The 25,583-nt window shown below is 34.1% G+C and carries 19 protein-coding genes and 1 CRISPR repeat array (1 of these 20 only partly in view); of the genes, 18 read left to right on the forward strand and 1 reads right to left on the reverse strand.

The genetic code is table 11. The annotated features are described in order from the left end of the window. The first annotated feature begins 1 nt into the window (after nt 1). Nucleotides 2-703, forward strand: a complete 702-nt coding sequence (locus ACQV2P_RS00520) for a response regulator transcription factor (protein ID WP_428873782.1) — start codon at nt 2-4, stop codon at nt 701-703. Further along, complete coding sequence (locus ACQV2P_RS00525; protein ID WP_428874693.1) at nt 687-2,201, forward strand: ATP-binding protein; 1,515 nt, start codon at nt 687-689, stop codon at nt 2,199-2,201. Before ACQV2P_RS00520 ends, ACQV2P_RS00525 begins: the two co-directional genes overlap by 17 nt. Before the next feature lie 46 nt (nt 2,202-2,247). Here the strand turns inward: ACQV2P_RS00525 and yidC are convergent, their stop codons facing one another. Continuing rightward, complete coding sequence (gene yidC, locus ACQV2P_RS00530) at nt 2,248-3,204, reverse strand: membrane protein insertase YidC (RefSeq protein ID WP_428873780.1); 957 nt, start codon at nt 3,202-3,204, stop codon at nt 2,248-2,250. A 260-nt stretch (nt 3,205-3,464) separates the two neighbouring features. On the opposite strand from yidC, the gene ACQV2P_RS00535 reads away from it, so the two are divergent. The 16 genes from ACQV2P_RS00535 to csn2 all read left to right on the forward strand — a co-directional run bounded on the left by ACQV2P_RS00535 (nt 3,465) and on the right by csn2 (nt 25,030). After that, nucleotides 3,465-6,227 (forward strand): DNA translocase FtsK, encoded by a 2,763-nt coding sequence (locus ACQV2P_RS00535; RefSeq protein ID WP_428893222.1) that lies wholly within the window; start codon nt 3,465-3,467, stop codon nt 6,225-6,227. Between the two features lie 140 nt (nt 6,228-6,367). Continuing rightward, complete coding sequence (locus tag ACQV2P_RS00540; protein WP_428881727.1) at nt 6,368-7,927, forward strand: ABC transporter ATP-binding protein; 1,560 nt, start codon at nt 6,368-6,370, stop codon at nt 7,925-7,927. Next, entirely contained in the window at nt 7,927-9,012 is a 1,086-nt protein-coding gene (locus tag ACQV2P_RS00545) for an ABC transporter permease (protein ID WP_428873777.1), read from the forward strand. Before ACQV2P_RS00540 ends, ACQV2P_RS00545 begins: the two co-directional genes overlap by 1 nt. After that, nucleotides 9,012-9,968, forward strand: a complete 957-nt coding sequence (locus ACQV2P_RS00550; protein WP_428873775.1) for an ABC transporter permease — start codon at nt 9,012-9,014, stop codon at nt 9,966-9,968. The genes ACQV2P_RS00545 and ACQV2P_RS00550 overlap by 1 nt, the downstream gene beginning before the upstream one ends. A 58-nt stretch (nt 9,969-10,026) precedes the next feature. Next, on the forward strand, nt 10,027-10,959 hold the full coding sequence (locus ACQV2P_RS00555; RefSeq protein WP_428884925.1) for a TIGR01212 family radical SAM protein: 933 nt from the start codon (nt 10,027-10,029) through the stop codon (nt 10,957-10,959). 292 nt (nt 10,960-11,251) lie between these two features. Beyond that, the gene (locus ACQV2P_RS00560) at nt 11,252-11,416 is read left to right on the forward strand and encodes a MerR family transcriptional regulator (RefSeq protein WP_428884926.1); all 165 of its coding nucleotides are present in this window, start codon (nt 11,252-11,254) and stop codon (nt 11,414-11,416) included. Nucleotides 11,417-11,467: 51 nt separating this feature from the next. Next, nucleotides 11,468-12,103 carry a hypothetical protein gene (locus ACQV2P_RS00565; protein WP_428884927.1) on the forward strand — a complete coding sequence of 212 codons (636 nt, stop codon included), beginning with the start codon at nt 11,468-11,470 and terminating at the stop codon, nt 12,101-12,103. Nucleotides 12,104-12,355: 252 nt separating this feature from the next. Then, complete coding sequence (locus ACQV2P_RS00570) at nt 12,356-12,802, forward strand: ATP-binding cassette domain-containing protein (RefSeq protein ID WP_428873837.1); 447 nt, start codon at nt 12,356-12,358, stop codon at nt 12,800-12,802. Between the two features lie 168 nt (nt 12,803-12,970). Further along, nucleotides 12,971-13,765, forward strand: a complete 795-nt coding sequence (locus ACQV2P_RS00575; protein ID WP_428894454.1) for a DUF2785 domain-containing protein — start codon at nt 12,971-12,973, stop codon at nt 13,763-13,765. Between the two features lie 565 nt (nt 13,766-14,330). Continuing rightward, entirely contained in the window at nt 14,331-14,948 is a 618-nt protein-coding gene (locus ACQV2P_RS00580) for an ATP-binding cassette domain-containing protein (protein ID WP_428894455.1), read from the forward strand. Then, nucleotides 14,948-16,147: a hypothetical protein gene (locus ACQV2P_RS00585; protein WP_428894456.1), complete on the forward strand. Its 1,200-nt coding sequence runs from the start codon at nt 14,948-14,950 to the stop codon at nt 16,145-16,147. The genes ACQV2P_RS00580 and ACQV2P_RS00585 overlap by 1 nt, the downstream gene beginning before the upstream one ends. A gap of 1,630 nt (nt 16,148-17,777) precedes the next feature. Continuing rightward, nucleotides 17,778-18,731: a 3-hydroxyacyl-CoA dehydrogenase family protein gene (locus tag ACQV2P_RS00590; protein WP_428894457.1), complete on the forward strand. Its 954-nt coding sequence runs from the start codon at nt 17,778-17,780 to the stop codon at nt 18,729-18,731. 463 nt (nt 18,732-19,194) lie between these two features. Continuing rightward, a complete protein-coding gene (gene cas9, locus ACQV2P_RS00595; protein ID WP_428894458.1) occupies nt 19,195-23,175 on the forward strand; it encodes a type II CRISPR RNA-guided endonuclease Cas9 in 3,981 nt (1,326 codons plus the stop codon). Further along, nucleotides 23,175-24,047 carry a type II CRISPR-associated endonuclease Cas1 gene (cas1, locus tag ACQV2P_RS00600; protein WP_428873902.1) on the forward strand — a complete coding sequence of 291 codons (873 nt, stop codon included), beginning with the start codon at nt 23,175-23,177 and terminating at the stop codon, nt 24,045-24,047. Before cas9 ends, cas1 begins: the two co-directional genes overlap by 1 nt. Beyond that, complete coding sequence (gene cas2 / locus ACQV2P_RS00605) at nt 24,037-24,369, forward strand: CRISPR-associated endonuclease Cas2 (RefSeq protein ID WP_428873903.1); 333 nt, start codon at nt 24,037-24,039, stop codon at nt 24,367-24,369. Before cas1 ends, cas2 begins: the two co-directional genes overlap by 11 nt. A 1-nt stretch (nt 24,370) precedes the next feature. Continuing rightward, a complete protein-coding gene (gene csn2, locus ACQV2P_RS00610; protein WP_428873904.1) occupies nt 24,371-25,030 on the forward strand; it encodes a type II-A CRISPR-associated protein Csn2 in 660 nt (219 codons plus the stop codon). Nucleotides 25,031-25,103: 73 nt separating this feature from the next. Beyond that, nucleotides 25,104-25,583: a CRISPR direct-repeat array (repeat unit 36 nt; unit sequence GTTTTAGAGCTATGTTGTTTTGAATGGATATAAGAC); it runs 2,065 nt beyond the window's last position.

A 25,583-nucleotide genomic window follows, 5' to 3' on the forward strand; every position in this document is an offset into this window, starting at 1 on the left:
CATGGTAAAAAATGTAAATCAACGTGTCTTAATTGTTGAAGATGAGAAGAACTTAGCTCGCTTTGTTGAGCTTGAGCTTCAACATGAAGGCTATGAAACAGCTATCTGTTATGATGGGCGCAGTGGTTTGGAAAAGGCCTTAGAAGAAAAGTGGGATGTTATTTTACTTGACCTAATGTTACCTGAATTAAATGGGTTGGAAGTTGTACGCCGTATTCGTCCAGTTAAAGATGTACCTATTATTATTATGACGGCTAGAGATTCTGTCATTGATCGTGTTTCAGGTCTTGACCAAGGAGCAGACGACTACATCGTTAAACCATTTGCCATTGAAGAATTATTAGCCAGACTCAGAGCACTTTTCCGTCGAATCGAGACTGAAGATGAATCAAGAACTCAAAATCAACCTTATCTAAAATTTAGGGACTTAGTGGTTGAAAAATCAAGCCGTATGGTGAAAAGACAAGGTGAGTTAATTGATTTAACTAAAAGAGAATACGAATTATTAGTCTTTTTAATGGAAAATATCAATATGGTTATGCCACGAGATGTCTTATTAGAACAAGTATGGGGCTATAAATCCGAGGTTGAAACTAATGTGGTGGATGTTTATATCCGTTATTTGAGAAATAAAATCGATATTCCAGGAGAAGAATCTTATATTCAAACGGTTCGTGGTACAGGCTATGTCATCAGAAACTAAATCATCTTCTGTCTTTACTTTTAAGAAAGACCAACCCCTTTCGCTTAAATGGAAATGGGGTATTTTCTTATCCTTAGCAATGATTATGCTGTCATTTATTTCACTTTTAATCTATCGCCAGTTAACGATTCAAATGTACGATGAACAATCAAAGGAAAGTCATCAGATGCAATTTGAATTTTTAATTAAGGGGCTATCCGACCAAGATCAGCCTTTCCAAGCTCAACAATTCCTTGACCAAAAAGAACAAGATAGTGAGACAAAAGTTAAGTTTTTAATAGATCACTATTCTAACGACCAAACTATCATTCGCCTATATAGTCCCGAACAAAAGTTATTAAATGAAAGTCAGCATTTTCAATATCCTATTGGATCATCTAGTAAAGAGCTTGAAAGGCAAAATATAAAAGGAAAGAATTATCTAATCGGCTCTAGTCGGATTTCGAGTCGTATTAATCAAGAATTATTAGGCATTGTTCAATATATTGTTCTACCTGAGGCAAAAGTAGCGTATGTTCAAAAGTTAAATTATTTTTTGATTCGTTGTTTTCTAATAACGACTTTGATTTCAATATTATGTGGCTTTTTAATCGCTCATTATTTTTTAAGGCCCTTAACTTATGTTATTAACACTTTAGATTTATTAGAAGGAGATACTCTCTCTCAGGTTCGTGTTGTTCGACCGCGAACCAATGATGAGTGGAGCGATTTAAGTTTACATGTTAATAAACTGCTCGATAAGATTGAGCTTTATGTAAAGGGTCAAAAACAGTTTGTGGAAGATGTTTCGCACGAATTAAGAACGCCGGTAGCGATTGTTGAAGGACATTTAAAGATGTTAAATCGCTGGGGTAAAGAAGATCAGCAGGTTTTAGATGAATCTATTTCTGCTTCGCTGCAAGAAATTACACGAATGAAGGAATTAGTCCAAGAAATGTTAGACCTTTCAAGAGCAGACCATGTAGACGTGGATTACAAAGACGAAGTAACCGAAATCACCACCGCAGCTTCTCTAGTCCACCATAATTTTGAAATTTTATATCCAAACTTTCATTTTTATTTAGATAATGAGAAAAGTAAAAAAGTTTATGTCAATATTTATCATCATCACTTTGAACAGATCTTAGTAATATTACTTGATAACGCTGTGAAATATTCGACAGATCGTCCGGAGATACATATTTCAGTCAGTCAAACCATGAATAAGGTTGAAATTGCTGTCCAAGATTTTGGAGAAGGAATGACAGCAGAAGATAAAGAGCGTGTTTTTTCAAGGTTTTACCGAGTGGATAAAGCACGAGCGCGTGCCAAAGGTGGTAATGGCTTAGGGTTAAGTATCGCTAAACAATTAGTAGAAGGCTACCACGGAAAAATTCGGGTGGAGTCTGTCTATCAAAGAGGATCGATCTTCTATGTTGAGTTTCCGATTTTAACGGACCAACACTTAATTTATAAAAGTGAAAGGATTGCCAAAGAACTTGCTAAAGAAGAAAAATAAAACGAGCCTCAGCACAATAATGTGGTGAGGCTCATTTTATGTAGATTTATTTATTCTTTCTTTGCTTTCCAGCATTTCTAGCTTTTGGATTTTTAACCGGCACAATACGGTCAGCATTTACTTTTTCTAATTGTTTTTTCGTTTGTCTCGCTTTTTTCTGTCGCTTTACTCGCGGCATATTTTGATACTTTTTGACTTTTTCATCAATATCTTTTTGAATTTTTGGTCGTGCAACCTGATTCATATAGAATTGTTGAGCTAAAGTGAAAAGAGAACCAGTGAAGAAATATAGTCCGATTCCCGCGTTAGAAATATAAGTGAAATAACCTAACATAATTGGGTTCATATACATCATTGATTGTTGCATTTGATTGGCTTGAGGATTATCGGAAACGGGTGTAGCTGTTCCTTTTTGCATTAACCAACTAGATAAGAAGGTAGTTGCTGCAACTAAACCAACTAATAGTAAACTCTTTCCACCCAAGTGAATACCTAAGAAAGAGGACTCTGCAATTTTATCGGATGTACGAACCGCTGTATAAACAGCTGAAATAATTGGCATTTGAATTAATAATGGTAAACAGCCAGAAACGTTCGATAACATGTTAATGTCATATTTTCCGTAAACTTGCATTAACTCTTGTTGCAGAGCAGCTTTTTCTTGTGGATTATCTGTTCCTTTCATTTCTTCTTGAATTTCTGCAATTTCAGGTTGGGCATATTTCATTTTAGCTGAGCTTTCCATTGATGATTTAGTCATCTTATAAGTCGATGGAAGCATAAACAAACGAGTGATTAGGGTAACTATCATGATTGCAATCCCATAAGAACCGCCAAAAATATCTGCTAAAAAGTCTAAGAAGTTAGCAGTTGGTACTCCTAAATATTCATAGATAGGTCCAGTTGGGTTACCCGATGCATCATAGCGAATACAGCCTGTTGCTATCAATGAAACCATCGAGATAAGAAAAATTAACTTCCAATATTTTTTTATAAATTTCATTTTTCACGCTCCATCTAATTGATATAATTAACGATATATTATTTTGTGTTATTTTACAACAAATACAATGACTTGATACATTCTAAGCTAAAATTTGTGGTTTATCAAGTTAGTAATCATATAAAAGAGTATTTCTAGAAGTTGAATTTTAATTGGTATAAGCCTTTAATAAACTTAGAAATACGATAATTTGTTCGATATCATTTATCATAAATGATATAATAACCCATGCACGAGAGTTCTGAAAGGATGTGATGTGAATGGCTCAAAAGAAAAAACAATCCAAGCGTCAGAGTCAATCACCCAATCAAATGAAGTACCAATCAATCTACTTATTTTTAGGTATATTAATTACTTTCTTAAGTTTAGTCGCTATTTTCAATTGGGGCATTATGGGTTTAATGCTAACTAATGGTTTTCGTTTAATGGTAGGTGAAAGTTACGGACTTCTCTTATATACCAGTTTATTCTTAGGCTCCATGATGATGCTAAAAGGAAGAGTAATTAATGTACCTTTGAGACCACTCTTAGGTGGTTTTTTAATTATAATCGCATTAGCAGGGTCTTTACACTTTATTGAGTATTACGATTACTTACAAAATAATACTCAGCAGTCGGCGTTTGAGCATGCATTTCGAATCTACCGTAAGGAATTATTATCTCAACAAAGTATTTCTAACTTAGGGGGTGGATTGGTCGGAGCAGGTCTTTATGTCAGTATCGGATATTTATTTGGTAAATGGGGATCTTATCTCTTCTTCTTTGTTAGTTTCTTTATCGGCTTAATTTTTCTTTTAGATCGCCCTTTAATTACCGGTTGGCAAGCCATTCAGCAATTATTTAGCCAAATGACTAATCTTTTTAAAGAACTTTTTCCTGATTTTTCAGAACTTAAAGAGGTTTACCAAGATAAAGGTGATGATCTTAACGATGAACGAAACATCATCGCTGCTAGTCCATTGGAAGAAAATCCTGATGAGGTTATGAATATTGAAGGCAACGAACTTAATGAATCAAAGCAAGAAAAGCAAAATGTATTTACAACACTATTTAGTCGTTTCTATTCCTTCTTTATGAAAACAGAAGAAACACAAAGTCTTCCTCCAAAGGATGTTTCATTTAACAATCGAACAGCTTATATGCCAACCTTCGAAAGAGAAGACCAACCCGCTTTTAACCCCACCACAGAATATGAATTTAAGCCTTATCGTCAAGAAGATTATCAGCAAAAATCTTTAAACTCCAAACGTTTATCCCAAGAAGAAGGACGTGTCTTGGATTTAGACTTCTTTGATCAGATGCACGATCAAGAAATAGCGCATTCTCAAGCTGATAGTCAATCGATTGATTCAATGACAAAAGAGCAGCTGAATCCTTTACCAACGAAGGAAGTAGAAAGCCTAGAAGAAATTGAAACAGCCATAGCACAAGACGAAATGGCTGATGAGGCACTTTCTAAACAAACGCCTAATAAAGCAGATGTCTTAGCTACTGCTAGTCATTGGCAAGACGCTAGTAATCAAAGGCAAGCTCTAACTGACGATGACTTAGATCAGGTTTTAAGTAAGGAAGAACTACAAAAGCAAACCAAAACCAAACAAAAGAAATCTAAAACCTATCAGTTCCCTGGGAAAAAGCTACTAAAAAAATTACCAGTAGTCGACCAGTCGGAAGAATATCAACGTATTAATGACAATATAAAAAAATTAGAATTGACTTTTGAAAGTTTTGGGGTCGATGCCAAGATAGTGAAGGCCAATTTGGGTCCTTCAGTCACTAAATATGAAATTGAACCTGCTGTGGGAGTTAAGGTAAGTAAGATTGTGTCCTTATCTGATGACATTGCTTTGGCACTAGCAGCACGTGATATTCGAATGGAAGCCCCTATACCCGGCAAATCGCTAATAGGAATTGAAGTTCCAAATACCCAAGTCAGCCCAGTCGCCTTTAGTGAAATTGTCGATGCGGGCTTGGAATCTGATAAACTCTTAGAAGTGCCTTTAGGACGAGATATTTCAGGTTCAGTTTGTCTGGCTGACTTAACCAAGATGCCCCATTTATTAATTGCTGGAGCAACAGGTTCAGGTAAGTCGGTTGGTGTGAATGTAATTATTTGTTCTATTTTAATGAAGGCAAAACCTGAAGACATTAAATTTTTAATGATTGACCCGAAAAAGGTCGAATTAACCCTCTACAACGACTTACCCCACCAGTTATCACCGGTGGTTACCAATCCACGCAAGGCAGCTAGAGCTTTAAATAATGTGGTAGAAGAAATGGAAAGACGCTATGAACTATTTGCTACAAGCGGGGTGAGAAATATTGATGGCTATAACGAACAAGTGGAGAGTTGGAACAAAGAAGAAGGAACTGGCTACGAGAAATTACCGAAGATAGTCGTTATCATTGATGAGTTAGCAGACCTCATGATGGTGGCCTCTAATGATGTTGAAAATGCCATTATCCGTTTAGCTCAAATGGCGAGGGCAGCCGGTATCCATATGATTATAGCGACGCAAAGACCTTCGGTTGATGTTATTACTGGAATTATTAAGGCCAATATTCCTTCTCGTTTAGCCTTTGCTGTTTCTTCTGGAACAGATTCACGCACAATTCTAGATTCGGTCGGTGCTGAGAAATTACTGGGTCGTGGTGACATGCTCTTCCAACCCATGGGCAAGAATAAACCGATCCGAGTTCAAGGAGCTTATATATCTGATGAAGAGGTAGAGCGCATTACTGACTTCATCAAGCAACAAAGACAAGCCAATTATGATGAAAATATTGTCGTCAGTGAAGAGAGTGTCTTAAACTCAGAAGCCTCTGATGATGAATATTATCTTGAAGCAGTGGAGTTGATTAAGGAACAGGATACTATCTCTATTTCACAACTCCAACGCAAATTTAGAATTGGTTATAATCGTGCAGCCCGTATGATTGATGACCTAGAAGCACAAGGTTTAGTTTCCGCACAAGATGGGAGTAAGCCAAGGCAAGTCTTAATTGAATCAAATGAAGATTAATTTTTAGACCAAGGATGATTAAAATAGTTTTAAAAAAACATGGTCTATTAAAATAAATTTGTTACTGAAATTTATGCTATTATCCGATATAATATGAGGGACTATGAACATTAGCAATGGAGAAAGGAGTTTCGATTAACATGGATCATGCTGTTATCGAAATGCGAGATATTTCCAAGAAGTTTGGCGATTTTTTTGCAAATAAAAAGATTAATTTAGAACTTAAAAAAGGAGAAATTCATGCCTTACTTGGTGAGAACGGGGCAGGCAAATCAACTTTAATGAATATCTTATCCGGTTTACTAGAACCTAGCTCCGGTCAGATTTATATGAACGGTAAGGCTGTGACAATCGGATCTCCAAAAAGAGCAGTCGAGTTAGGAATCGGCATGGTGCACCAGCATTTTATGTTGATTCAAGCCTTCACCGTAGTTGAAAACATTATTCTAGGTGAAGAACCGACCAAGGGACTGGTGGTGGATAAGGCTCAAGCACGCGAAAAAATTGTTGAGCTTTCTAAAAAATATGGTTTGTCAGTAGACCCTGATGCTAAGATTGAAGATATTTCAGTGGGTATGCAACAACGAGTGGAAATTCTAAAGACCCTTTACCGTGGTGCAGATATTTTAATTTTTGATGAGCCGACGGCTTCTTTAACGCCGCAAGAAATAGACGAGCTAATGGAAACAATGCATAAATTGTCTAATGAAGGCAAGTCTATAATTATTATTACGCACAAGTTAAAAGAGATTAAGCAAGTGGCTGACCGTTGTACTGTTATTCGCCGAGGAGAGTCAATTCAAACCGTTGATGTGGCTGAAACTTCAACGGTGGATTTAGCGAATATGATGGTAGGAAGAAACGTTAACTTTAAAACCGAAAAGAAATTAGCACACCCGACCGATGTAGCTTTGTCAGTTCAAAATATCCATATTGAAGATCATCGAGGCATCGTAGCTGTAGACAAGCTCTCATTTGAAGTGAAACACGGTGAAATTGTTGGGATTGCAGGGATAGATGGTAATGGGCAATCTGAATTAGTTCTGTCCATCACTGGTTTAATCCCACCTAACTCAGGTGAGATTTACTTAAATGGTGAGAATATTACCCACTATACAACCCGTCAAATTGCGCAAAAAGGTCTGGCTCATATTCCTGAAGACCGTCACAAATACGGTTTAATTCTCGATCGAAAATTAGAAGACAATATTGTATTGAAAGATTATTATCATTCGCCCTTTTCAAAGTCTAATTTCTTGAACTTTAAAGAAATAGAAAAGCGGGCAAAAGAACTAATTAAAAAATATGATGTCCGAACGGTCTCCGAAAAGGTCAATGCCCGTTCGCTTTCAGGAGGAAATCAACAAAAAGCGATTATTGCGCGTGAATTGGAGATGCATCCCGATATTTTAATTGCAGCGAATCCTACACGTGGGTTGGATGTAGGGGCTATTGAATTTGTTCACCAAGCATTAATCAATGAACGGGATAAAAACAAGGCAGTTCTGCTAATGAGTTTTGAGTTGGATGAAATAATGAACTTATCTGACCGTATATTAGTTATGTTTGATGGTAAGATTGTAGCCGATATCCCGGCTGCTGAAACTAATGAAGAAGAATTAGGTTTATTAATGGCCGGGACGCCTTTTGAAGAAGTAATGGCTAATCGTAATAAGAAAGAAGGGAGTGAAGGTAACTAATGTCAAGATTAACTAAAATATTTACTTCCGTAGCCTCGGTCATTATTGGTTTGGTTTTTGGAGCCCTTTTAATGTTGGCCTTTGGATATGATCCAGTGACAGGTTACAAATTTTTAATTACAGGAGCTTTTGGTAATCCGTTTTCCATCGGTCAAACCTTCCGAGCAGCAGCTCCTTTAATTTTTACTGGACTGGGTTTTGCGGTGGCTTATACGGCTGGATCGTTTAATATTGGTCTTTCGGGTCAAGCCCTATGGGGTTGGTTTGTATCCGTAGGGGTGGCCTTGATGATGCCCGAATCACCTGCTTGGCTAGTCATTCCTTTGGCTATTATCGCCGGAGCATTAGCCGGAGCCTTGTGGGCAGCTATCGCCGGCGTTTTAAAAGCCTATTTTGGCACCAGCGAAGTCATCGTAACCATCATGTTAAATTATATCTCTATTTATTTTGTCGATTATTTAATTCGCTATGTCTTAACCGATCGAGCAGATAGAACGCCTTCAATTGGTCAAAATGCCAGCCTAAGAATGGAATGGCTCAGTCAATTAACTAAAAACTCCACCCTACATGGTGGGATTTTCCTAGCAGTGATTGCTGCGGTAATCATTGGCATCTTAATGTCACGCACGACGACTGGTTTTGAATTAACCTCAGTGGGTCTCAACCGTTATGCTTCTAAATATGCCGGAATGTCTGACAAGAAAAACATTGTGCTTGCCATGCTCATCTCTGGTGCCTTAGCTGGTTTAGGGGGCGTAATGAATGGCTTGGGTGAATTTGGATTCATTAACCTTCAAAATGGTGTGGCACCGGCTATTGGTTTTAACGGAATGGCTGTCGCTTTACTAGGAATTAATAATCCAATCGGTATTATCTTCTCAGCTATTCTCTTTGGTGCTTTAGAAACAGGGGCATCGACCATGGCGCTATTTGCTAAAATTCCTTCCGAAATCGTAGATATTGTCATGGGGATAATTATTTTCTTTATTGGAGCGAACTTTATTATTACTTATTTTAAAGATAAATTATTCCCACAAAAACAAAGTATAGCCACTAAAGCTAATTCAGAAGGAGGCGAAGTCTAATGTCAGTTAATCTGCTAACACTTATCGTTTCTTCAACCCTTGTTTATTCAGCTCCTCTAATTTTTACAGCCATTGGTGGTGTTTTTTCAGAACGTTCTGGGGTTGTTAACGTGGGGCTAGAAGGAATCATGGTTATTGGTGCCTTAGCTTCAGTTGTTTTTAACTTAAATTTTGCGGATCAATTTGGCGATCTGACCCCTTGGTTGGCCTTGATAGCAGGAGGTCTGGCAGGTATCCTCCTTTCAGCTATCCATGCATTGGCCACTGTCCATTTAAGATCTGACCATATCATTTCAGGAACCGTTATCAACTTGATCGCGCCAGCTTTGGGTGTCTTTCTAGTTAGAGTATTATTTGATGGTAAAGGTGAAACACCTTCCATTAGAGAGTCCTTTGGTTATGCGACTTTCCCCATTTTATCGGATATTCCTTTTATTGGACCGATTTTCTTTAAAGCTACTTCAGCCCCCGCTTATGCTGGTATTTTACTAGCGGGTATCGCTTGGTTCGTTTTATTCAAAACACCTTTTGGCTTAAGGTTACGCTCAGTCGGCGAACACCCTCAAGCAGCGGACACACTAGGTGTCAATGTTTATGGCATGAAGTATGCCGGTGTTTTACTTTCAGGCTTTTTTGGTGGTTTAGGTGGGGGTGTTCTAGCGAATACCATTACCTTGAACTTCTCACTTTCGACGGTTGCCGGGCAAGGGTTTATGGCGATGGCGGCCATGATTTTCGGTAAATATAATCCGCTTGGCGCAATGGGAGCGGCTATTTTCTTCGGCTTTGCCCAATCCCTAGCAGTTTTAGGGTCACGTATTCCTTATATTGAGAGTATTCCATCTGTTTACTTACAGATTGCACCTTACTTAGTGACAATTATTGTCCTGGTCGGAGTGGTTGGTCAGTCCAGAGGGCCTGCAGCTAACGGAATTACTTATGTCAAATCGAAATAAAATACTTAGACTGATCATGAATTCATCATGACAGTCTTTTTTAAATGAAAAGTTAGGAATGAAAAAGATGAATGGAAATAATAAACGTTATCAAACGTGGAATAAGCATTTAAAGGATCATTTTGGCGAAAAGGTCTTTAAAGTCTCACTGGACGGTGGCTTTACTTGTCCTAATCGTGATGGTACAGTTGCCTTTGGCGGTTGTACTTTTTGTTCGGAATCTGGTTCGGGCGACTTTGCTCAAAGTCGGTTGGATCCGCTACCTATTCAATTAGGAAAAGGGATCCAGCAAATGCACAAAAAATGGCCTAAAGTTCAAAAATACATCGCTTATTTTCAAAACTTTACCAATACGCATGCTCCCCTACATGTTTTAAAAGCGCGGTTTGAACAAGTCATTCATGAAGAGGGTGTGGTAGGCATAATGATAGCGACGCGTCCAGATTGCTTGCCTGATGATGTGGTTGAATACTTGGCAGAATTGAATCAAAAGTATTATATGTGGGTAGAATTAGGACTGCAAACTGTTCATGACCAGACCAGCGTCCATATAAATAGGGGACACGATTACCAATGCTACTTAGATGGTGTTGCCAAGTTGAGAAAACATCATATTCCTGTGTGTACCCATTTAATTAATGGTTTGCCTGGTGAAGACTACGCCATGATGATGGAGAGTTTGAAACGAGTAGTAAAAGAATCAGATATTCAAGGCTTAAAGCTTCATCTCTTGTATTTGATGGAAGGCACTAAAATGGTCCAAGATTATCAGACGGGGCGGTTAAGATTTATGACACAGGAGGAATATGTGCAATTAATCTGTGACCAATTGGAGTATGTCCCTCAGGATATTATTATTCACCGATTAACCGGCGATGCACCGCGTGAGCGATTGATTGGACCTCAATGGTCACTGAAGAAGTGGGAGGTCTTAAACGCTATTGATCATGAGCTTGAAAGAAGAGGATCCTATCAGGGGATGCGAAGTTAATCCATTAAAATAAGGCACCATGGGGTTAGATAGTGAACTTTATGGTACTTTATTTTTAAAAGATTTGATAACCAGCTTTTTGAAAAAGAACAAGAGAAAATAACCTCTTTTTATTCAAAGTATCGATCATTGCATCACTATTTTATTTCTAATAATAAAAGAATAAGGACTGAAAAAACTATCAGAACTTCTAATTAAAGAAACTACAGATCTCTTATTTCAAATTATTAAATATCTCTTGACCTGTCCCTTAGGGGGGCTGATATATTTGATTTAAAAGGAGGTATGTACTATGTTGATGAATGAAGTGAGAGAAAAAACAGGTCTAATACGTAAAGCCATAGAATATTATGAAGAAAAAGGATTTATTAGTCCAGAAAGAGAGTCGAATAATTACAGGATTTACACTGATGAAGAGGTTGATATTCTGAAGAAAATATCTATTTATCGAAAATAAGGTTGCTCAATAGAGGAAATTGAAGGTATTTTACAAGAACCCAATAAGTCAATGTTAGCCACTATCATTCGAGATAGAGAAATAAAATCACAATTAGATAATAAAAGAGTTGAAATATTGAAACTACTCCTTGAGGGATTAGATATAAACACTTTAAAAGAACAATTGATTTTAATCGATCAACAGGAATCGATTTATTCTAAGTTAGTAAGAGTATTTCCAGGATATATTGGTCAAATTTTCTTTTTATCATACAAAGCTTTTTTAACAGATACGTTGAAAGAGGATAAGATAAAATATTATGAAGACTATATTGAATTTTTAGATACTATGCCTGACTTTGAGTTAGATGAAGATGAGAAGATAGCAATAGACCAAGCATCAAAAACCATTTCACTAACAGACATTGAAGAGGTAAATGAGGAAAAAACAAAGGCTATTTATAATCCAGACGAATGGTTAGAGGAAAAAAAAGAAATGTTAGAAAGATATCAGTCTTTTAAGGAAAGTAGTGTTTATCTAAATAACCCAATATATCGTATTCAAGAAAAAATGAAGAAGCATATGCAAGATTCAGGTTATTATGAAAAAGCTATTCCTTTGATGAGAAAGTTTAGTCCAGCATATAATGATTATTATGAAGAGTTATTAGCAGCAAATCAAAAGTTGATAGATAAAAACATATAAACTCAAGTAGGGTAATTATCGTAAAAGGACGATAGAAATTAAAATCTATCGTCTTTTTTGTACCAAAAATCAGAAAGGAAAGATGGATAGGATAAGAAGCCCTACTTGATAAGCAAGGTAAAAACATAATAAAACACATGGTGATTGGAAATGAATGAATCCATTCGCTTTTTTTAAGACATGAAATTAAAAAAAGACATGAAGTATTTAATAGTTGGAGAGAGTGGAAAAGGAAAGTCCACTTGACTCAATATACTATTTGGTAATCTCCAACCTTTGGACGGAAAAATATTGATTGATAATAGAGAATTGTCTTATCGTCAATTAAGAGAAATTATTTTTTATAATAGTCAGTTTTCTAATGTTTTTTCGGATAATTATGCTAATAATGTCACACTATTTGATAGTTTTACAATAAAAGAAGAAATTAGTTTACCTGAAAAGCACAAAAATAAAATTTTAAAGAGTGATAATTGTAGTCAACTTAGCGGTGGACAGAAACAAATGATCAAATTGCAAAGAGCTATACTTTCTCAAATGCCTATTTTATTAATGGATGAACCATTTTCCGCGATGAATTCTGAACTCGAAATCGATCTCACTAAAAAATTAGTGCAATTAGATAAAACAATCATATTAGTCAGTCATAATACGAATCCTGATTACTTAAATCTATTTGATGAAGTTATTTATTTATAAAATGGGAAGACGAGTTAAAGAGTTACATTTACCTGGGGTAGAATACATAAGTTTTGAGAATTGAGATTGTTTCCTTCTAAAAATTTAGTGTGTCTTTATAAAATCTAATTCATTTAAACTTTACCTCTACAAAATATAAGGAGTATAGCTTATAAAAGGAGATCAGTAATGCAAGAACAGTTATTAGAGAAGATGAAGTTTAATTCACAAAACTATAATTTGGATGAAATAAAATGGTTAATTAATAATAGAGGTCATCCTAACTCAGAAATTAGAGATAAATTAATCTATAGGACTTTTGTCAGAGGAATGGCAAAAGAATTATTTTCAATAGATCAAGTTAGGTATATGATTGACCAATTGTTAGAGAAAGATTTTATTTTATTTGAAATTGATAAAAAAGGGGAAGCTACTTTAAAACGCTCTTTTTCCTTATTACTTCTCTCCTTAATTGTTACATACGACAATGAAAAAGGCTCAATATACTATAAACTTTTAGACAAAGAAGCGTTTAAAAAAATTGAAAATGATACCTTGACTTACTTTTACAAAGAGTTGGATTTTTCGGGATATGCTGATTGTTTTGGGTGGGTTCACACCTTTGCACATGCTGCAGATTTAATGGTTGCAATCGTTAAACACCCCTTATTTAATAAAACGAATCTGGAAGCTATCTGGAAAGCGATTATGAACTACTTTAGAAAGATAGAAATAAAACCGGTAGATGATGAAGAGGACCGTCTAGCCTATATTATTAAAGAATTATTTGTTCATAACATTTTACACGAGGATAAATTCAAAGTGTGGATTAATCGAGAAAATTTTCCGCGAAGAAATAATAAAGAATATTACCAATGGTCGGCATTTCGTTCATTTTGTATGGCAATATATATTGAATTAGATCAGTTAGGTCTTGCTAGTGATGATCTAAAAAAACGTTTGTATGATCCTATAAACAGCTAATTAACCATTTAAACATTAAAAGTCAGAACTTATTATAATAACCGTATAGGGTCAAATTCTGCAGAATGTTTATCAAGAAGCGAGAGATACACTCTAAACTAGTGTTAGTTTTCTAACTTCAAATTATCTTTATATAAATTTTAGCATGACGTATCGAATATGTAATGTGAACAATTTTAATCCCAATGTAAGCGCTTATTGATTATGTTTAAACTATTTGGTACAATATATGTGTTAAATTTGAAATTAACGATATTAGATGCTGAGAAGCTAGATACAGTTTAGTTATATTTTTTAAAACCTTTAAAATTTAAAAGATTCTAAGGCATTAAACAAAAAATGCATCTTTTTTTAAAAGAAGTTTAGTTTCTTTATTAGCAATAATTTCTTTTGTTGGGATTGTCCGTCCTCAAGTGGCAACCGCTGCACCTTCATTCAGAGTATTGAAGTATTACTAGTTTGATAGAAATATTTTTACTTTTACCTGTTCTAGTAAGAATTGACATTTTTATATTAATACAGCAACATGGACAAAATGTTAAATTATAATTGATAGGAGGGAATTATGCTCTCTTTAAAAAATGTATCAATTAGCACGAGGCTATCGGTATTAGAAAATGCATCCTATAATTTTTTAAATGGATTTATTTATGGAATTGTTGCTCCAAATGGGGCAGGTAAGACGACTTTGTTTCGTTCCATTGCAGGGTTAAAAGAAATTAATAAGGGTGAGATTCGTTTTAATAATCAAGCCGTAACTAATCAAAGAAAAAATTTCTTTTATTTAGAAGATATTGAATGGCTGGATCAAAACTTAACTGGCATGGATTATTTAAAATTTGTTCAGTTAAAATGGGAATCTTCTTTAAATATTGAAGAGATTGTTCACTTATGTCGCATCGATAATTTTGTGAATGTGCCTATTCGAAAGTATTCCAAAGGCATGAAGCAAAGATTGATTTTTGCATTATATTTAATCAGTGACGCAGAATGTTATTTAATGGACGAAATATTGAACGGATTAGACAGTGATTCCAGAACGATGTTTTTTGAACTATTAAAGAAAAACCGAGAAAAAGATAAAATAATCATTATAACTTCCCATTACCTTGAAGATCTTAGGATCATTTGTGATTCTATCGTTTATTTGCAAGATAAACAATTGAAAGAAGGTGAAAAGTAATGATGGAAGTAATGCTCTTTATTAAGAAACTATTAAGGAGCCGTTTAAATGTTATGCCACTACTTATTCTTCTTTTGAGTATACCTACCATCTTGTTTTTAAATTATAAATCCATTGATTATTTTTCTCTAAAAAACACTTTAATTGAAGAAAACGTTAAATTTGATAAAGATATTGCAGAAATCAATAGTTTAATTGATGGTCAAGATGAAACAAACGAGCAAATAAATTCGATTGATCAAGAGAATTTAATCAATGCGAAAGATTTAAAAGAAAATAATAAAAAGATTCTGAATGCATTGGAACAGAAGAACTATCAGGAAGCTTACACTATGATGGCTAATAAAATTTCTAACACGAGTTCAATTGTAGAAGGAAATTCAAAATTTTATGGGTCTTCGTATCAAGAAATCATGGAAGCTTTGAAACGTGATGAAAAATTTTATAACTATCTGTCAGCTCATAAATTAAAAGCTGATAATATCCAGCCAGTATTTGGAGCAACTTTTATGTTTTCTATATGGAATGAGTATATGCCCTTTCTCTTTACCTTTCTGATTATTTTTATTCTCTCACAAATATTTGCTTCTGCTTTTCATGATAAACTAATGATCTATCGATTGATTCCAGATAATTATTTCAAAAGATTTATACGAAATACCGCAATTGGTAGTTTGATTTCTTCTACCATATTTTTCCTAACTCTTATACTCGCTTATATCCTAGCCAGTCTATTCTTTGATAAGGGCTCTTTTAATTATCCAATATTAATTTACAGTGAAAAATTAGCAGCCAGTTGGATTGCAATGAGCCGTTTAATTTCAAACGCTCTGATTCTACAGTTGGTATCAATTATTACAGTTATATCGACCATATACTTAATAGCAATGGTATTTAAGGATAAGATGCTTACAATGTTTGTGGCTCTGATTGTTATTTTAGGAAGTATGAGTTTGTCGTATATTTTGGTTCCCTTGCAAAAAGTGGCGCATTTAATACCGTATAATTATATGCAATCTGTTGCTGTCGTGACCGGACAAATAAATAACCAAATAGAAATAAGTCATTTAAATTTTAATAGCGGTATTCTATCAAATATCTTTTGTATCTTAATAATCGTTGCGGTTATATTTATAATAGAATTTAAAAGAAGTAGCAAGCTAAGTAATTTCAAAGGAGTCAAAGATGAAAGTTTATAATCTTTCCTTATAGATTCATAAAATAGTTTAATAGGAATCAGTTAACAATGTAAGTCTTTGTCTAAAAAGATGGGATCATTATATTAACGAGTGCTAGGATAAGGAATAATAGAAGACCTAAAACGATTGAAACCTTCCTTTAAGGAAGGTTTCAATCGTTTTAGGTCGAGGGCGTGTATGAGGGATGAGAGAAGTCAATGCTTGCTACAACAACATAAACAATGATCGGTGTTTTTAACCAACATCTGTAACAATATGTTTCAGCTTCAAAACCTTTATCTGTTTATTCAATTCCAGAAATTCATTGTAGCTGAATGGTTAAATTAAGATTTTTCTAAACATTCAATTGAGGATTATGATATAAGAACTTCTTTAGAGATTAAAGAGTTCATTTTGAAAAAAAATAAAAGAAAATAAGTAATGAATACTAAAAAAGAATGAATATATTAAACTATATAATATATTTGATAGGCAATTGAAACAAAAGTCTACATTATTTTTGAACAACATTATCCATAGATTCAATACAAAGAAGTGGTTTTCCAACGAAAAAAGGGCGGTTTGGAAATTGCGACCAATTGGCACAGCTTTTTAACAATCTATTGACGTTTCATTTCTTCAACTGTTTTTACATTAATTGTAGCAGCACATTCTTTCTGAATTATTGTACGTTTGCTAAATTATTTATTTATTTTAAGCTGTAATTGATCAACATTATTCAATTTTTCAACCCTTTTGTCGCTTCCGGTCCACCTCATTTAAGAAACGTTTAAACATTTGCTATACTCAGCATGAAAGTGTTTAATAATTTTTACTTGAAACCTTTGGTATCCACTAGTCCTAAATCATTACAACGCTGTCGCTGAAATGTTCACTCAATCGTTGAGGCTTGAAATATACGATAATAGGCGTTAAAACGATTAAACACCCATACTTTGAGTACTTCGATCTATTAATAGAAACTATAAGCCTAGGAATAGAGAATGTATTCGCTTGTTTGACGCAGAAGCAATCCAAAGAAAGCTTCTATTTTTAATTCTGTTCAAACAAGTTAATAGTCTTGTCTTCGAAGAAATATACAATGGAAAGAATAATAAAAAATTACTCCACTACCTATCACATAGTCAAAAAACGATGAGTAGGTTAATGTTCTCTTGAAGTAGGATACAAGTGCATGAATAAGAAGGAAAAATGGAGACAATAGATTTTATTTTTAACTTTTTTGATCTTCAACAGAGTGTCTCCTTATAATTTAAATGGTCATTAAAAATAAAGATAGTTTATATGGATTGTAATTGACAGTAAAAATGCTTTCAAATCACCCTTAAAAGACGGGTGTTTTAAATGGTGTGATATTAAAAAAAACAACGAATTCAGAATTCTTGAAAAAGGTCTATTTTTATTCTAAGATAAATTTGTTAACGAAGACCAATAAATTGAATGTGCATGGATAGAAAGTTCGTTGCTTTAATGAATTGCTTTAGGAAGGGGGCTTCAAGAAAAGGATAGGAGATAACTAATGACATTCAATGGGGTTGTTCGTTAAAACGATATGGAACATAGTCTTGTTTATAACTAGTTAATGAAATCAGTTATAGGGTTGGTTTTTGTATTTAAAGGAGCGTTTTATATGGATAAAAAGATTACCGTTATTGCTGGTGGTGTGATAGGTAGTTCTTTCCCCATTGTTTTTGCTATTGGAGGATATAATGTAGTTTCTTATAACAAATGGGAAGAAGAAGAAGAAAAAGTAAAAAAATATATTGATAATGCTTTAAATACCCTAGTTACTCAAAATGTTTTTACATCAGAAGAAAGAGATACAATTTTAAGCAGAATCTCTTATACAGGAAACTTAGAAGAAGCGCTAGCAGATGTTAATTATGTTCAAGAGTGTTTACCTGAAGATTATGAAATAAAACAAGGATTTATTAAAGACTTTGAAAAATATGCACCAGAAAAAGCAGTAATGGGTTCTTCAACCTCTGGCTTGCTTATTTCAGAAATCGCTAAATTTGCTGAAAAACCCGATCGAATTATCGGAGCACACCCTTATAATCCCCCGCACTTGATTCCGCTAATTGAATTGGCTAAAGGCGAAAAATCGAGCGATCAGGCGATTGAAGTGGCTAAAGAAATCTTTAAGTCTTCTAATAAAGAACCGATTGTATTGAATAAAGAATTAAAAGGTTTTGTTTCTAACAGAATTCAAGCGGCTGTTTTTAGAGAGCTTATCTCGATGGTCTTAGACGGTGCAGTATCGATGGAAGATGCTGATAAGGCAGTTACCTTTGGACCAGGCATTCGTTGGGGAATTATGGGACCGGGTCTTGTCTTTGAACTAGGCGGAGGAGAAGGTGGAATTGAAGCTGTCCTCAAACATATCGGTCCATCGTTAGAAAGCTGGTTAGAAGACCTTGCTACATGGACTGAAATTCCCGAAGAAGCCAAGGAGAAAATTCCGAAAATGGTCGCAGAATCGCTTAAAAACAGACCAAAAGAAATTGGAAATGATCGGGAATCCTTATTAAAATATAGGGATGAAATGTTGCTAGATATCCTTAAACTCCATGATGAATTTTAATAGATCGTCTCGACTGTATAAGAAATCCCCCTTCATCCTAAACGGATGCGGGGGCTTTTTCTGTGGGAAGAGAGTTGGTGAATTGCAAAAATGAGTGTTCGCAGCACTTGAGAAGCGGTTACTATTTTAGATGGAATGAGAGAGTGAATGAGCGCATTGTACACAAACAATTCACCTTCTAGCGTGGTTAATTTCATAATTTTAGCTAAAAAAAAGCGCCGAGACAGCGCCATAAGTTGGGTTCGGTTAAACCTTATTTTAACTCGCATATGTTGTTTTGAATGGATACAACATCTATATAATAACATAAAAATCATTTGTGTCAACGCTCTATATTATTTTTTTATTATTGGAAAAATTGAATATTTTTAAAAAAATTATCTTCTTTCATATAATGCTATGTTATAATGTAACCGTTATCTTAAAAATGATACTAAAACTCAATGAAATGGAGCGAGATTAAGTGAAGAAACCTTATACGATTGGATTAGATATTGGGACGGGATCAGTAGGGTGGGCTGTGTTAACGGAAGACCTCCAACTTGTGAGAAAAAACATGAATATATTAGGCAACACTGATCGTAAGAAAATTAAGAAGAATTTCTGGGGAGTTCGCCTTTTTGATACGGGACAAACTGCGGAAGATACTCGAATGAAAAGAACGAGTCGTCGGCGATTACGTCGTCGGCGAAATCGAATTGTATATTTAAGAGATCTTTTTTTTGAAGCGATAAAAGAAGTGGATGAAAATTTCTTTGAACGTTTAGACAACAGCTTTTTTACAGACGAAGACAAACCTTACAACATATACCCTATATTTGGAAACATGGATGAGGAAAAACAATACCACCTAAACTTTGAAACGATATATCATTTACGTAAACACTTAGCTGATAGTAGCGAGAAAGCTGATTTAAGATTAGTTTATTTGGCACTCGCCCATATTATCAAATACCGTGGACATTTTTTAATTGAAGGCGACTTGGACTTAAAAAACACTTCCATTAAACAACAATGGCTTCAATTTATTAAAACGTTTAATCAAGCTTTCCCAGAAGATAAAATAATAGTAACTGATGAGGAATCAAGTCAAATTGAATTAATTTTTAAAGAAAAAATTGCTAGATCAGCTAAGAATCAACGAGTAAGAAATCTCTTAAAAATAAAAACGTCACACCCGTTAGAAAAATTTTTAAATCTGATTGTTGGAAATAAGGGAAACTTTCAAAAGGCTTTTGATTTAGAAGAAAAAGCAGAGTTGCAACTAACGAAAGAGACCTACAATGAGGATTTAGAAGAGTTGTTGGGAAAAATAGGTGATGAGCATTTAGAATTATTTACGACGGCTAAAGCAACTTACGATGCTATTGAATTAGCAGGCGTTTTGAAACCGAGTGGTGTAAAAACAAATGCGCTCCTTTCTGATAATATGATAAGTCAATACAATGAACATAAAGAAGATTTAAGAAAGCTTAAAGACCTTGTTGCAAATCATTCGAAGAGTTTATACTATAATCTTTTTAGGGATAAGACAAAAAAAGGTTATGCTGGATATATAGACGGCGAAGCTAGTCTCGAAGAGTTTTATAAATACCTTCGAGCTGAAATTAAAAACATTAAGGGCAGTGATTATTTTATTCATAAAATGGAGACAGAGGATTTATTAAGAAAGCAACGATCTTATCATAATGGAAGTATTCCTCATCAAGTCCATCAAGAAGAGTTAGTGGCTATCTTAAATCATCAAGAAAAGTATTATCCATTTTTAGCCAAAAACCGTAATAAAATATTACAGATATTCAAATTTAGAATTCCTTATTATGTCGGGCCACTTGCTAAAACAAATGAAGATCGTTTTTCATGGATGACAAGAAAGTCAAATGAAGCTGTTAGACCGTGGAATTTTGAGAGTGTGGTCAATTTAGAAGCATCTGCTACTTCTTTTATTGAAAAAATGACCAACTACGACCTTTATCTTCCAGAGGAAAAGGTACTACCTAAGCGAAGTTTGCTGTATCAAAAATTCGCCATTTTTAATGAACTAACAAAAGTTTCCTATAAAGATGAGCGACAACGGCTTCAATTTTTTTCTAAAAAAGAAAAAGAAGCCATTTTTAATCAATTATTTAAGAAAAATCATTCTGTCAGCGAGAAAAATTTAAAAAAATTTCTAATAAATGAGTTGGCTATAGAAGCCAGTGAAATCAATGGGATTGATGGAAGATTTAATGCAAGTTATTCAACCTATTTAGATTTTATGAAAATTGAAGGAATGCAAGCCTTACTTGATGATGACTCGCTTTCGCAAATGCTAGAAAAGATTATATTTATTCTGACTATTTTCGAAGATCGTAAGATGAAGAAAACACAATTGCAACAATTTAATCAATACTTAACACCAGAAATGATTAAGCATCTTTCTCGAAAAAATTACTCAGGTTGGGGAAGGTTGTCAGCAAAATTAATTGATGGTATTCGTGATAAGCAATCGCATAAGACAATTATGGACTATTTAAAGGATGATGATGGAGTAGATCGCCATCACAATCGAAATTTCATGCAATTAATTAACGATGAAACGCTTAGCTTTAAAGAGACTATTGAACGCGCTCAAAATATTGAACAAGATCAAGCGTTAGAGGATATGGTTTATGAGTTGCCAGGCTCGCCTGCTATAAAAAAATCAATTTTACAATCTCTAAAAATTGTAGAAGAAGTGGTAGGGATTATGGGATACGCTCCTCATTCAGTAGTAGTTGAAATGGCTCGTGAACATCAAACGACAGCTTTTGGTAAGAAGCAATCTAAGAAACGCGAAGATAAATTAACGACTGCTTTGAAGGACTTTGGTAGTAATTTATTAAAAGAGCAACCGATAGTTAATGAAACCTTACAAAATGATCGTCTCTATTTATATTATCTACAAAACGGGAAAGATATGTATACAGGAGAGCCTTTAGATATTCATCGTTTATCTTTTTATGATATTGATCATATTATTCCAAGAAGTTTTACTACAGATAACTCGATTGATAATAAAGTTCTTGTTAGTTCTGCAAAAAATAGGGGAAAATTGGACGATGTCCCTTCTAAAGCTATCGTCGATAAACAGCGAAGTTTCTGGGAACGTTTACAAAAGTCAGGACTTATGAGCGAACGGAAACTAGCGAACCTTACCAAAGCCGAAAGAGGAGGATTGAGCGAGAAAGAAAAAGAACGTTTCCTTAAGCGAAGCTTGGTAGAAACGCGCCAGATAACTAAATATGTTGCTAATATTTTAGATACGATTTTAAATGATTCTTCGGCTGAAAAAACTGTAGATATCGTCACCATAAAATCTACTTTAGCAAGTCGGTTTAGAAAAGATTTTAATCTTTATAAAGTTCGTGAAATTAACGATTATCATCATGCACATGATGCATATTTAAATGCAGTGGTGGCTAATAAAATTTTGAAAGTTAATCCAAGAGTGAAACGTGACTTGGTCTATGGTCAATTTTCTTATCAATCTAGTTCTATTAAAAACAAAGCTTCTTATCGAAAAATGAAATATGATCAGATGATTGATTTCTTTGTGGAAGACTTTGTGATTGACGAAAAGACAGGCGAGGTTCTTTGGGATAAAAATAAAGAAATGCAGACAATTAAAAAAGTGCTATCTTCAAAGCAGATGAATATCGTCAAAAAAGTAGAAGAACAATCTGGAGAATTATACAAACAAACGTTAAACCCTAAGGGGACTTCAGAGAAACTCATACCAATAAAAGAAGGATTGGATATAAATAAATATGGAGGGTATTTGAACCCTAAAACCGCCTTTACTTTAGCAATAAAAGATAAGAAGAAATGGCAATTCATCGGCGTAACAATGCAAGAAAAAGCTAAGTTTAAGCAATCTCCAAAAGAATTTTTAAGCGACAAGGGCTTTCGAGAAGACGCTGAATACCTTGTGTTAAAGAAATACACACTCTACGAAACAAAAGAGGGCGCAAGACGTTTGATTTCATCGCATCAAGAAGCTCAAAAAGGTAATCAGTTTGTTCTATCTGCTCATTTAGTGCCAATGGTCTATCATGCTCAACATTATGATGAAAGTAAATATCCTGAAAGTGTAGAATATGTAAATAATCACTTAGAAAAGTTTGATTTAATCTTCCAGGAGGTTATTAGATTTGCTGATCAATATATCCAAAAACCTAAAGTTACTAAACGGTTAGAAACAATCTATCAGAAGAAGAGTCAGGATATCAATGGCCTAGCCAAATCAATTGTTTCTTTATTTACTTTTGTTTCTTATGGAGCACCTGCTGCATTTAATTTTTTAGATGAAAATATAACTCAGTCTAGCGTTAGGTATACTCTAGGAAGCTTAAAAGAATCTATATTAATATTCTATTCTATAACTGGTCTTTATGAAACGAGAATAAAGTTGGAGGAATTGTAATGGCGTGGCGGACAGTGGTGGTTAACTCACATTCCAAGTTGAGCTATAAAAATCACCATTTATACTATCGAAGTGCACGAGCAACCGAATTAATTCATTTGTCAGAAATCGATATACTTATTTTAGAAACAACTGATATTACACTAACGACGATGCTATTAAAACATTTAGCTGATCATAATGTACTGGTTGTTTTTTGCGATGAAAAACGTCTACCTAAAAGTATGCTCCAACCTTATTATGGACGCCATGATAGTTCCTTACAATTGAAAAAACAGATGAGGTGGGCTGTCTCTTTTAAAAATGAACTATGGAGAAATATTATTAGACAAAAAATTTTAAATCAGGCTAGTTTTTTGCAGGAGCTAGGCGCTAATACTAAAGCTGAAACATTAAGACACTTTAGTAAGGGCATTCTATCTTTTGATGAAAGTAATCGAGAAGCGCATGCTTCTCGGTTATATTTCACCACACTTTTTGGAGCAGATTTTGTACGGACAGATCCCAGTACTATTAATGCCGCCTTGGATTATGGGTATACCCTTATTTTAAGCATGTTTGCTAGAGAAATTGTAAAAAATGGTTGTTTAACTCAATTAGGAATCAAACATGATAATCAATTTAATGAATTTAATTTAGCAAGTGACTTAATGGAACCCTTTCGAATAATAATTGATACTATCGTTTATAAGTATCAAGGCGAAGAGTTCAAAGTGATTAAATTAAAGCTCTTTAAAATATTTAGTCGAACATTCGCTTATAGGGATCAAGAGATGTTTTTAACGAATATCATTGCCGATTATACAAAACGATCGATTAAATTTTTGAATGAGGAGGATAATAGGCAGCCGGAGTTTAGAGATGTCTTATAGATTTATGCGTTTATTATTAATGTTTGATTTGCCCGTTGCTAGTTTGGAGCAAAAAAGAGACTATCGTAAATTTAGAAAATTTTTAATTGATGAAGGTTTTATTATGCATCAGTACTCAATTTATAGTAAGATTTTACTTAATTCAACGGCTAAAGCGGCGCAAATTAATCGTTTAAAAAAACATATTCCAGAAGAAGGATTAGTCACACTTTTAACAGTGACTGAAAAACAATTTTCAAGGATGATATATTTGGTAGGAGAATCAGACGTATCCATTGCGAATCGAACAGATCGTATTGTGATTTTAGGGGAGGGAGATTAGAGTGAAGATTAATTTTAAAATGCTCGATCAACCGCTTTTAATTGAATGTCCTACACTATTGGTAATTGAGGAGGTCAAACTTTTTTCAAACATTATTGAACAAATATACTCTTACACTGAAGAGGCAGAGTTAAAATTTTATGACCATAAAAACAATAACTTAAAAGCCAATGAAATGGTTATAATCACAGATATACTAGGGTATCAAATTAATTCAACCACTTTCTTAAATATAATCTATCAAGATATAATAGATCAATTAAATGAGACGCCTGAAAAAAAGAATCAATTAGAGCAAACTCTGCACCAATTACTAGTACAAGTAGACGATGTATTAATAGATTCAGAGCTAGACTTAATAGCTAATGAAGTGGATATAAAAGCAGTTTTGAAGTTATTTAATGTGACAATTGCTACTGATTATCACTCGATAAATGAACGCTTTTATGATATAGTTCAAGTAGTTAATTATTTGAAAAAAAAGAAGTTATTAATCATTATCAATTCACTTTCTTATTTAACACAAGATCAAGTCCATGATTTATTTGAATACATTACTAGTTATGGGTTACGTACACTTTTTATAGAACCACGAAAGTTATATGGATACCCTCAATATGTAATAGATTCAGAATATTATGTTTATAAATTTGAAGAATAAAAAATTACCCATTCAAAACTGAAGTTTTCGCAAAAACAAATAGCTTCATAATAGGGTCTCCAGGCATTGCGAGGTTTTAGAGCTATGTTGTTTTGAATGGATATAAGACTAATTTGGCGATATTGAGTTTTGCGTATAGGTTTTAGAGCTATGTTGTTTTGAATGGATATAAGACTGGAACATTGTAAGATATTCAGAAGTATTTGTTTTAGAGCTATGTTGTTTTGAATGGATATAAGACATGCAGCACTTCGTTGTCTTGGCTTTTTTTGTTTTAGAGCTATGTTGTTTTGAATGGATATAAGACGAGAACGCATGCAAATGGGAAAGGTCGGACGTTTTAGAGCTATGTTGTTTTGAATGGATATAAGACCATTTTGAGAAGTCACTGAAACGCCGATATGTTTTAGAGCTATGTTGTTTTGAATGGATATAAGACCAATATTCAATTAATGAATATAAAGCCTATGTTTTAGAGCTATGTTGTTTTGAATGGATATAAGACCAATCAAAATAAAAGGAAATGTTAAACATGGTTTTAGAGCTATGTTGT

This window comes from Facklamia sp. P12932 (assembly GCF_050409545.1).
In the GTDB taxonomy this organism is placed as follows: domain Bacteria; phylum Bacillota; class Bacilli; order Lactobacillales; family Aerococcaceae; genus Facklamia.

Excerpts from the sequence above, each read along its gene's own strand:
- ACQV2P_RS00575 (WP_428894454.1), top strand. The coding sequence starts at position 12,971 with ATGCAAGAACAGTTATTAGAGAAGATGAAGTTTAATTCACAAAACTAT.
- ACQV2P_RS00580 (WP_428894455.1), top strand. The coding sequence starts at position 14,331 with ATGCTCTCTTTAAAAAATGTATCAATTAGCACGAGGCTATCGGTATTA.
- ACQV2P_RS00535 (WP_428893222.1), top strand. The coding sequence starts at position 3,465 with ATGGCTCAAAAGAAAAAACAATCCAAGCGTCAGAGTCAATCACCCAAT.
- ACQV2P_RS00550 (WP_428873775.1), top strand. The coding sequence starts at position 9,012 with ATGTCAGTTAATCTGCTAACACTTATCGTTTCTTCAACCCTTGTTTAT.
- ACQV2P_RS00590 (WP_428894457.1), top strand. The coding sequence starts at position 17,778 with ATGGATAAAAAGATTACCGTTATTGCTGGTGGTGTGATAGGTAGTTCT.
- ACQV2P_RS00525 (WP_428874693.1), top strand. The coding sequence starts at position 687 with ATGTCATCAGAAACTAAATCATCTTCTGTCTTTACTTTTAAGAAAGAC.
- ACQV2P_RS00520 (WP_428873782.1), top strand. The coding sequence starts at position 2 with ATGGTAAAAAATGTAAATCAACGTGTCTTAATTGTTGAAGATGAGAAG.
- ACQV2P_RS00560 (WP_428884926.1), top strand. The coding sequence starts at position 11,252 with ATGTTGATGAATGAAGTGAGAGAAAAAACAGGTCTAATACGTAAAGCC.
- cas2 (WP_428873903.1), top strand. The coding sequence starts at position 24,037 with ATGTCTTATAGATTTATGCGTTTATTATTAATGTTTGATTTGCCCGTT.
- ACQV2P_RS00585 (WP_428894456.1), top strand. The coding sequence starts at position 14,948 with ATGATGGAAGTAATGCTCTTTATTAAGAAACTATTAAGGAGCCGTTTA.
- cas1 (WP_428873902.1), top strand. The coding sequence starts at position 23,175 with ATGGCGTGGCGGACAGTGGTGGTTAACTCACATTCCAAGTTGAGCTAT.
- ACQV2P_RS00540 (WP_428881727.1), top strand. The coding sequence starts at position 6,368 with ATGGATCATGCTGTTATCGAAATGCGAGATATTTCCAAGAAGTTTGGC.
- ACQV2P_RS00565 (WP_428884927.1), top strand. The coding sequence starts at position 11,468 with ATGTTAGCCACTATCATTCGAGATAGAGAAATAAAATCACAATTAGAT.
- ACQV2P_RS00545 (WP_428873777.1), top strand. The coding sequence starts at position 7,927 with ATGTCAAGATTAACTAAAATATTTACTTCCGTAGCCTCGGTCATTATT.
- ACQV2P_RS00555 (WP_428884925.1), top strand. The coding sequence starts at position 10,027 with ATGAAAAAGATGAATGGAAATAATAAACGTTATCAAACGTGGAATAAG.
- yidC (WP_428873780.1), bottom strand. The coding sequence starts at position 3,204 with ATGAAATTTATAAAAAAATATTGGAAGTTAATTTTTCTTATCTCGATG.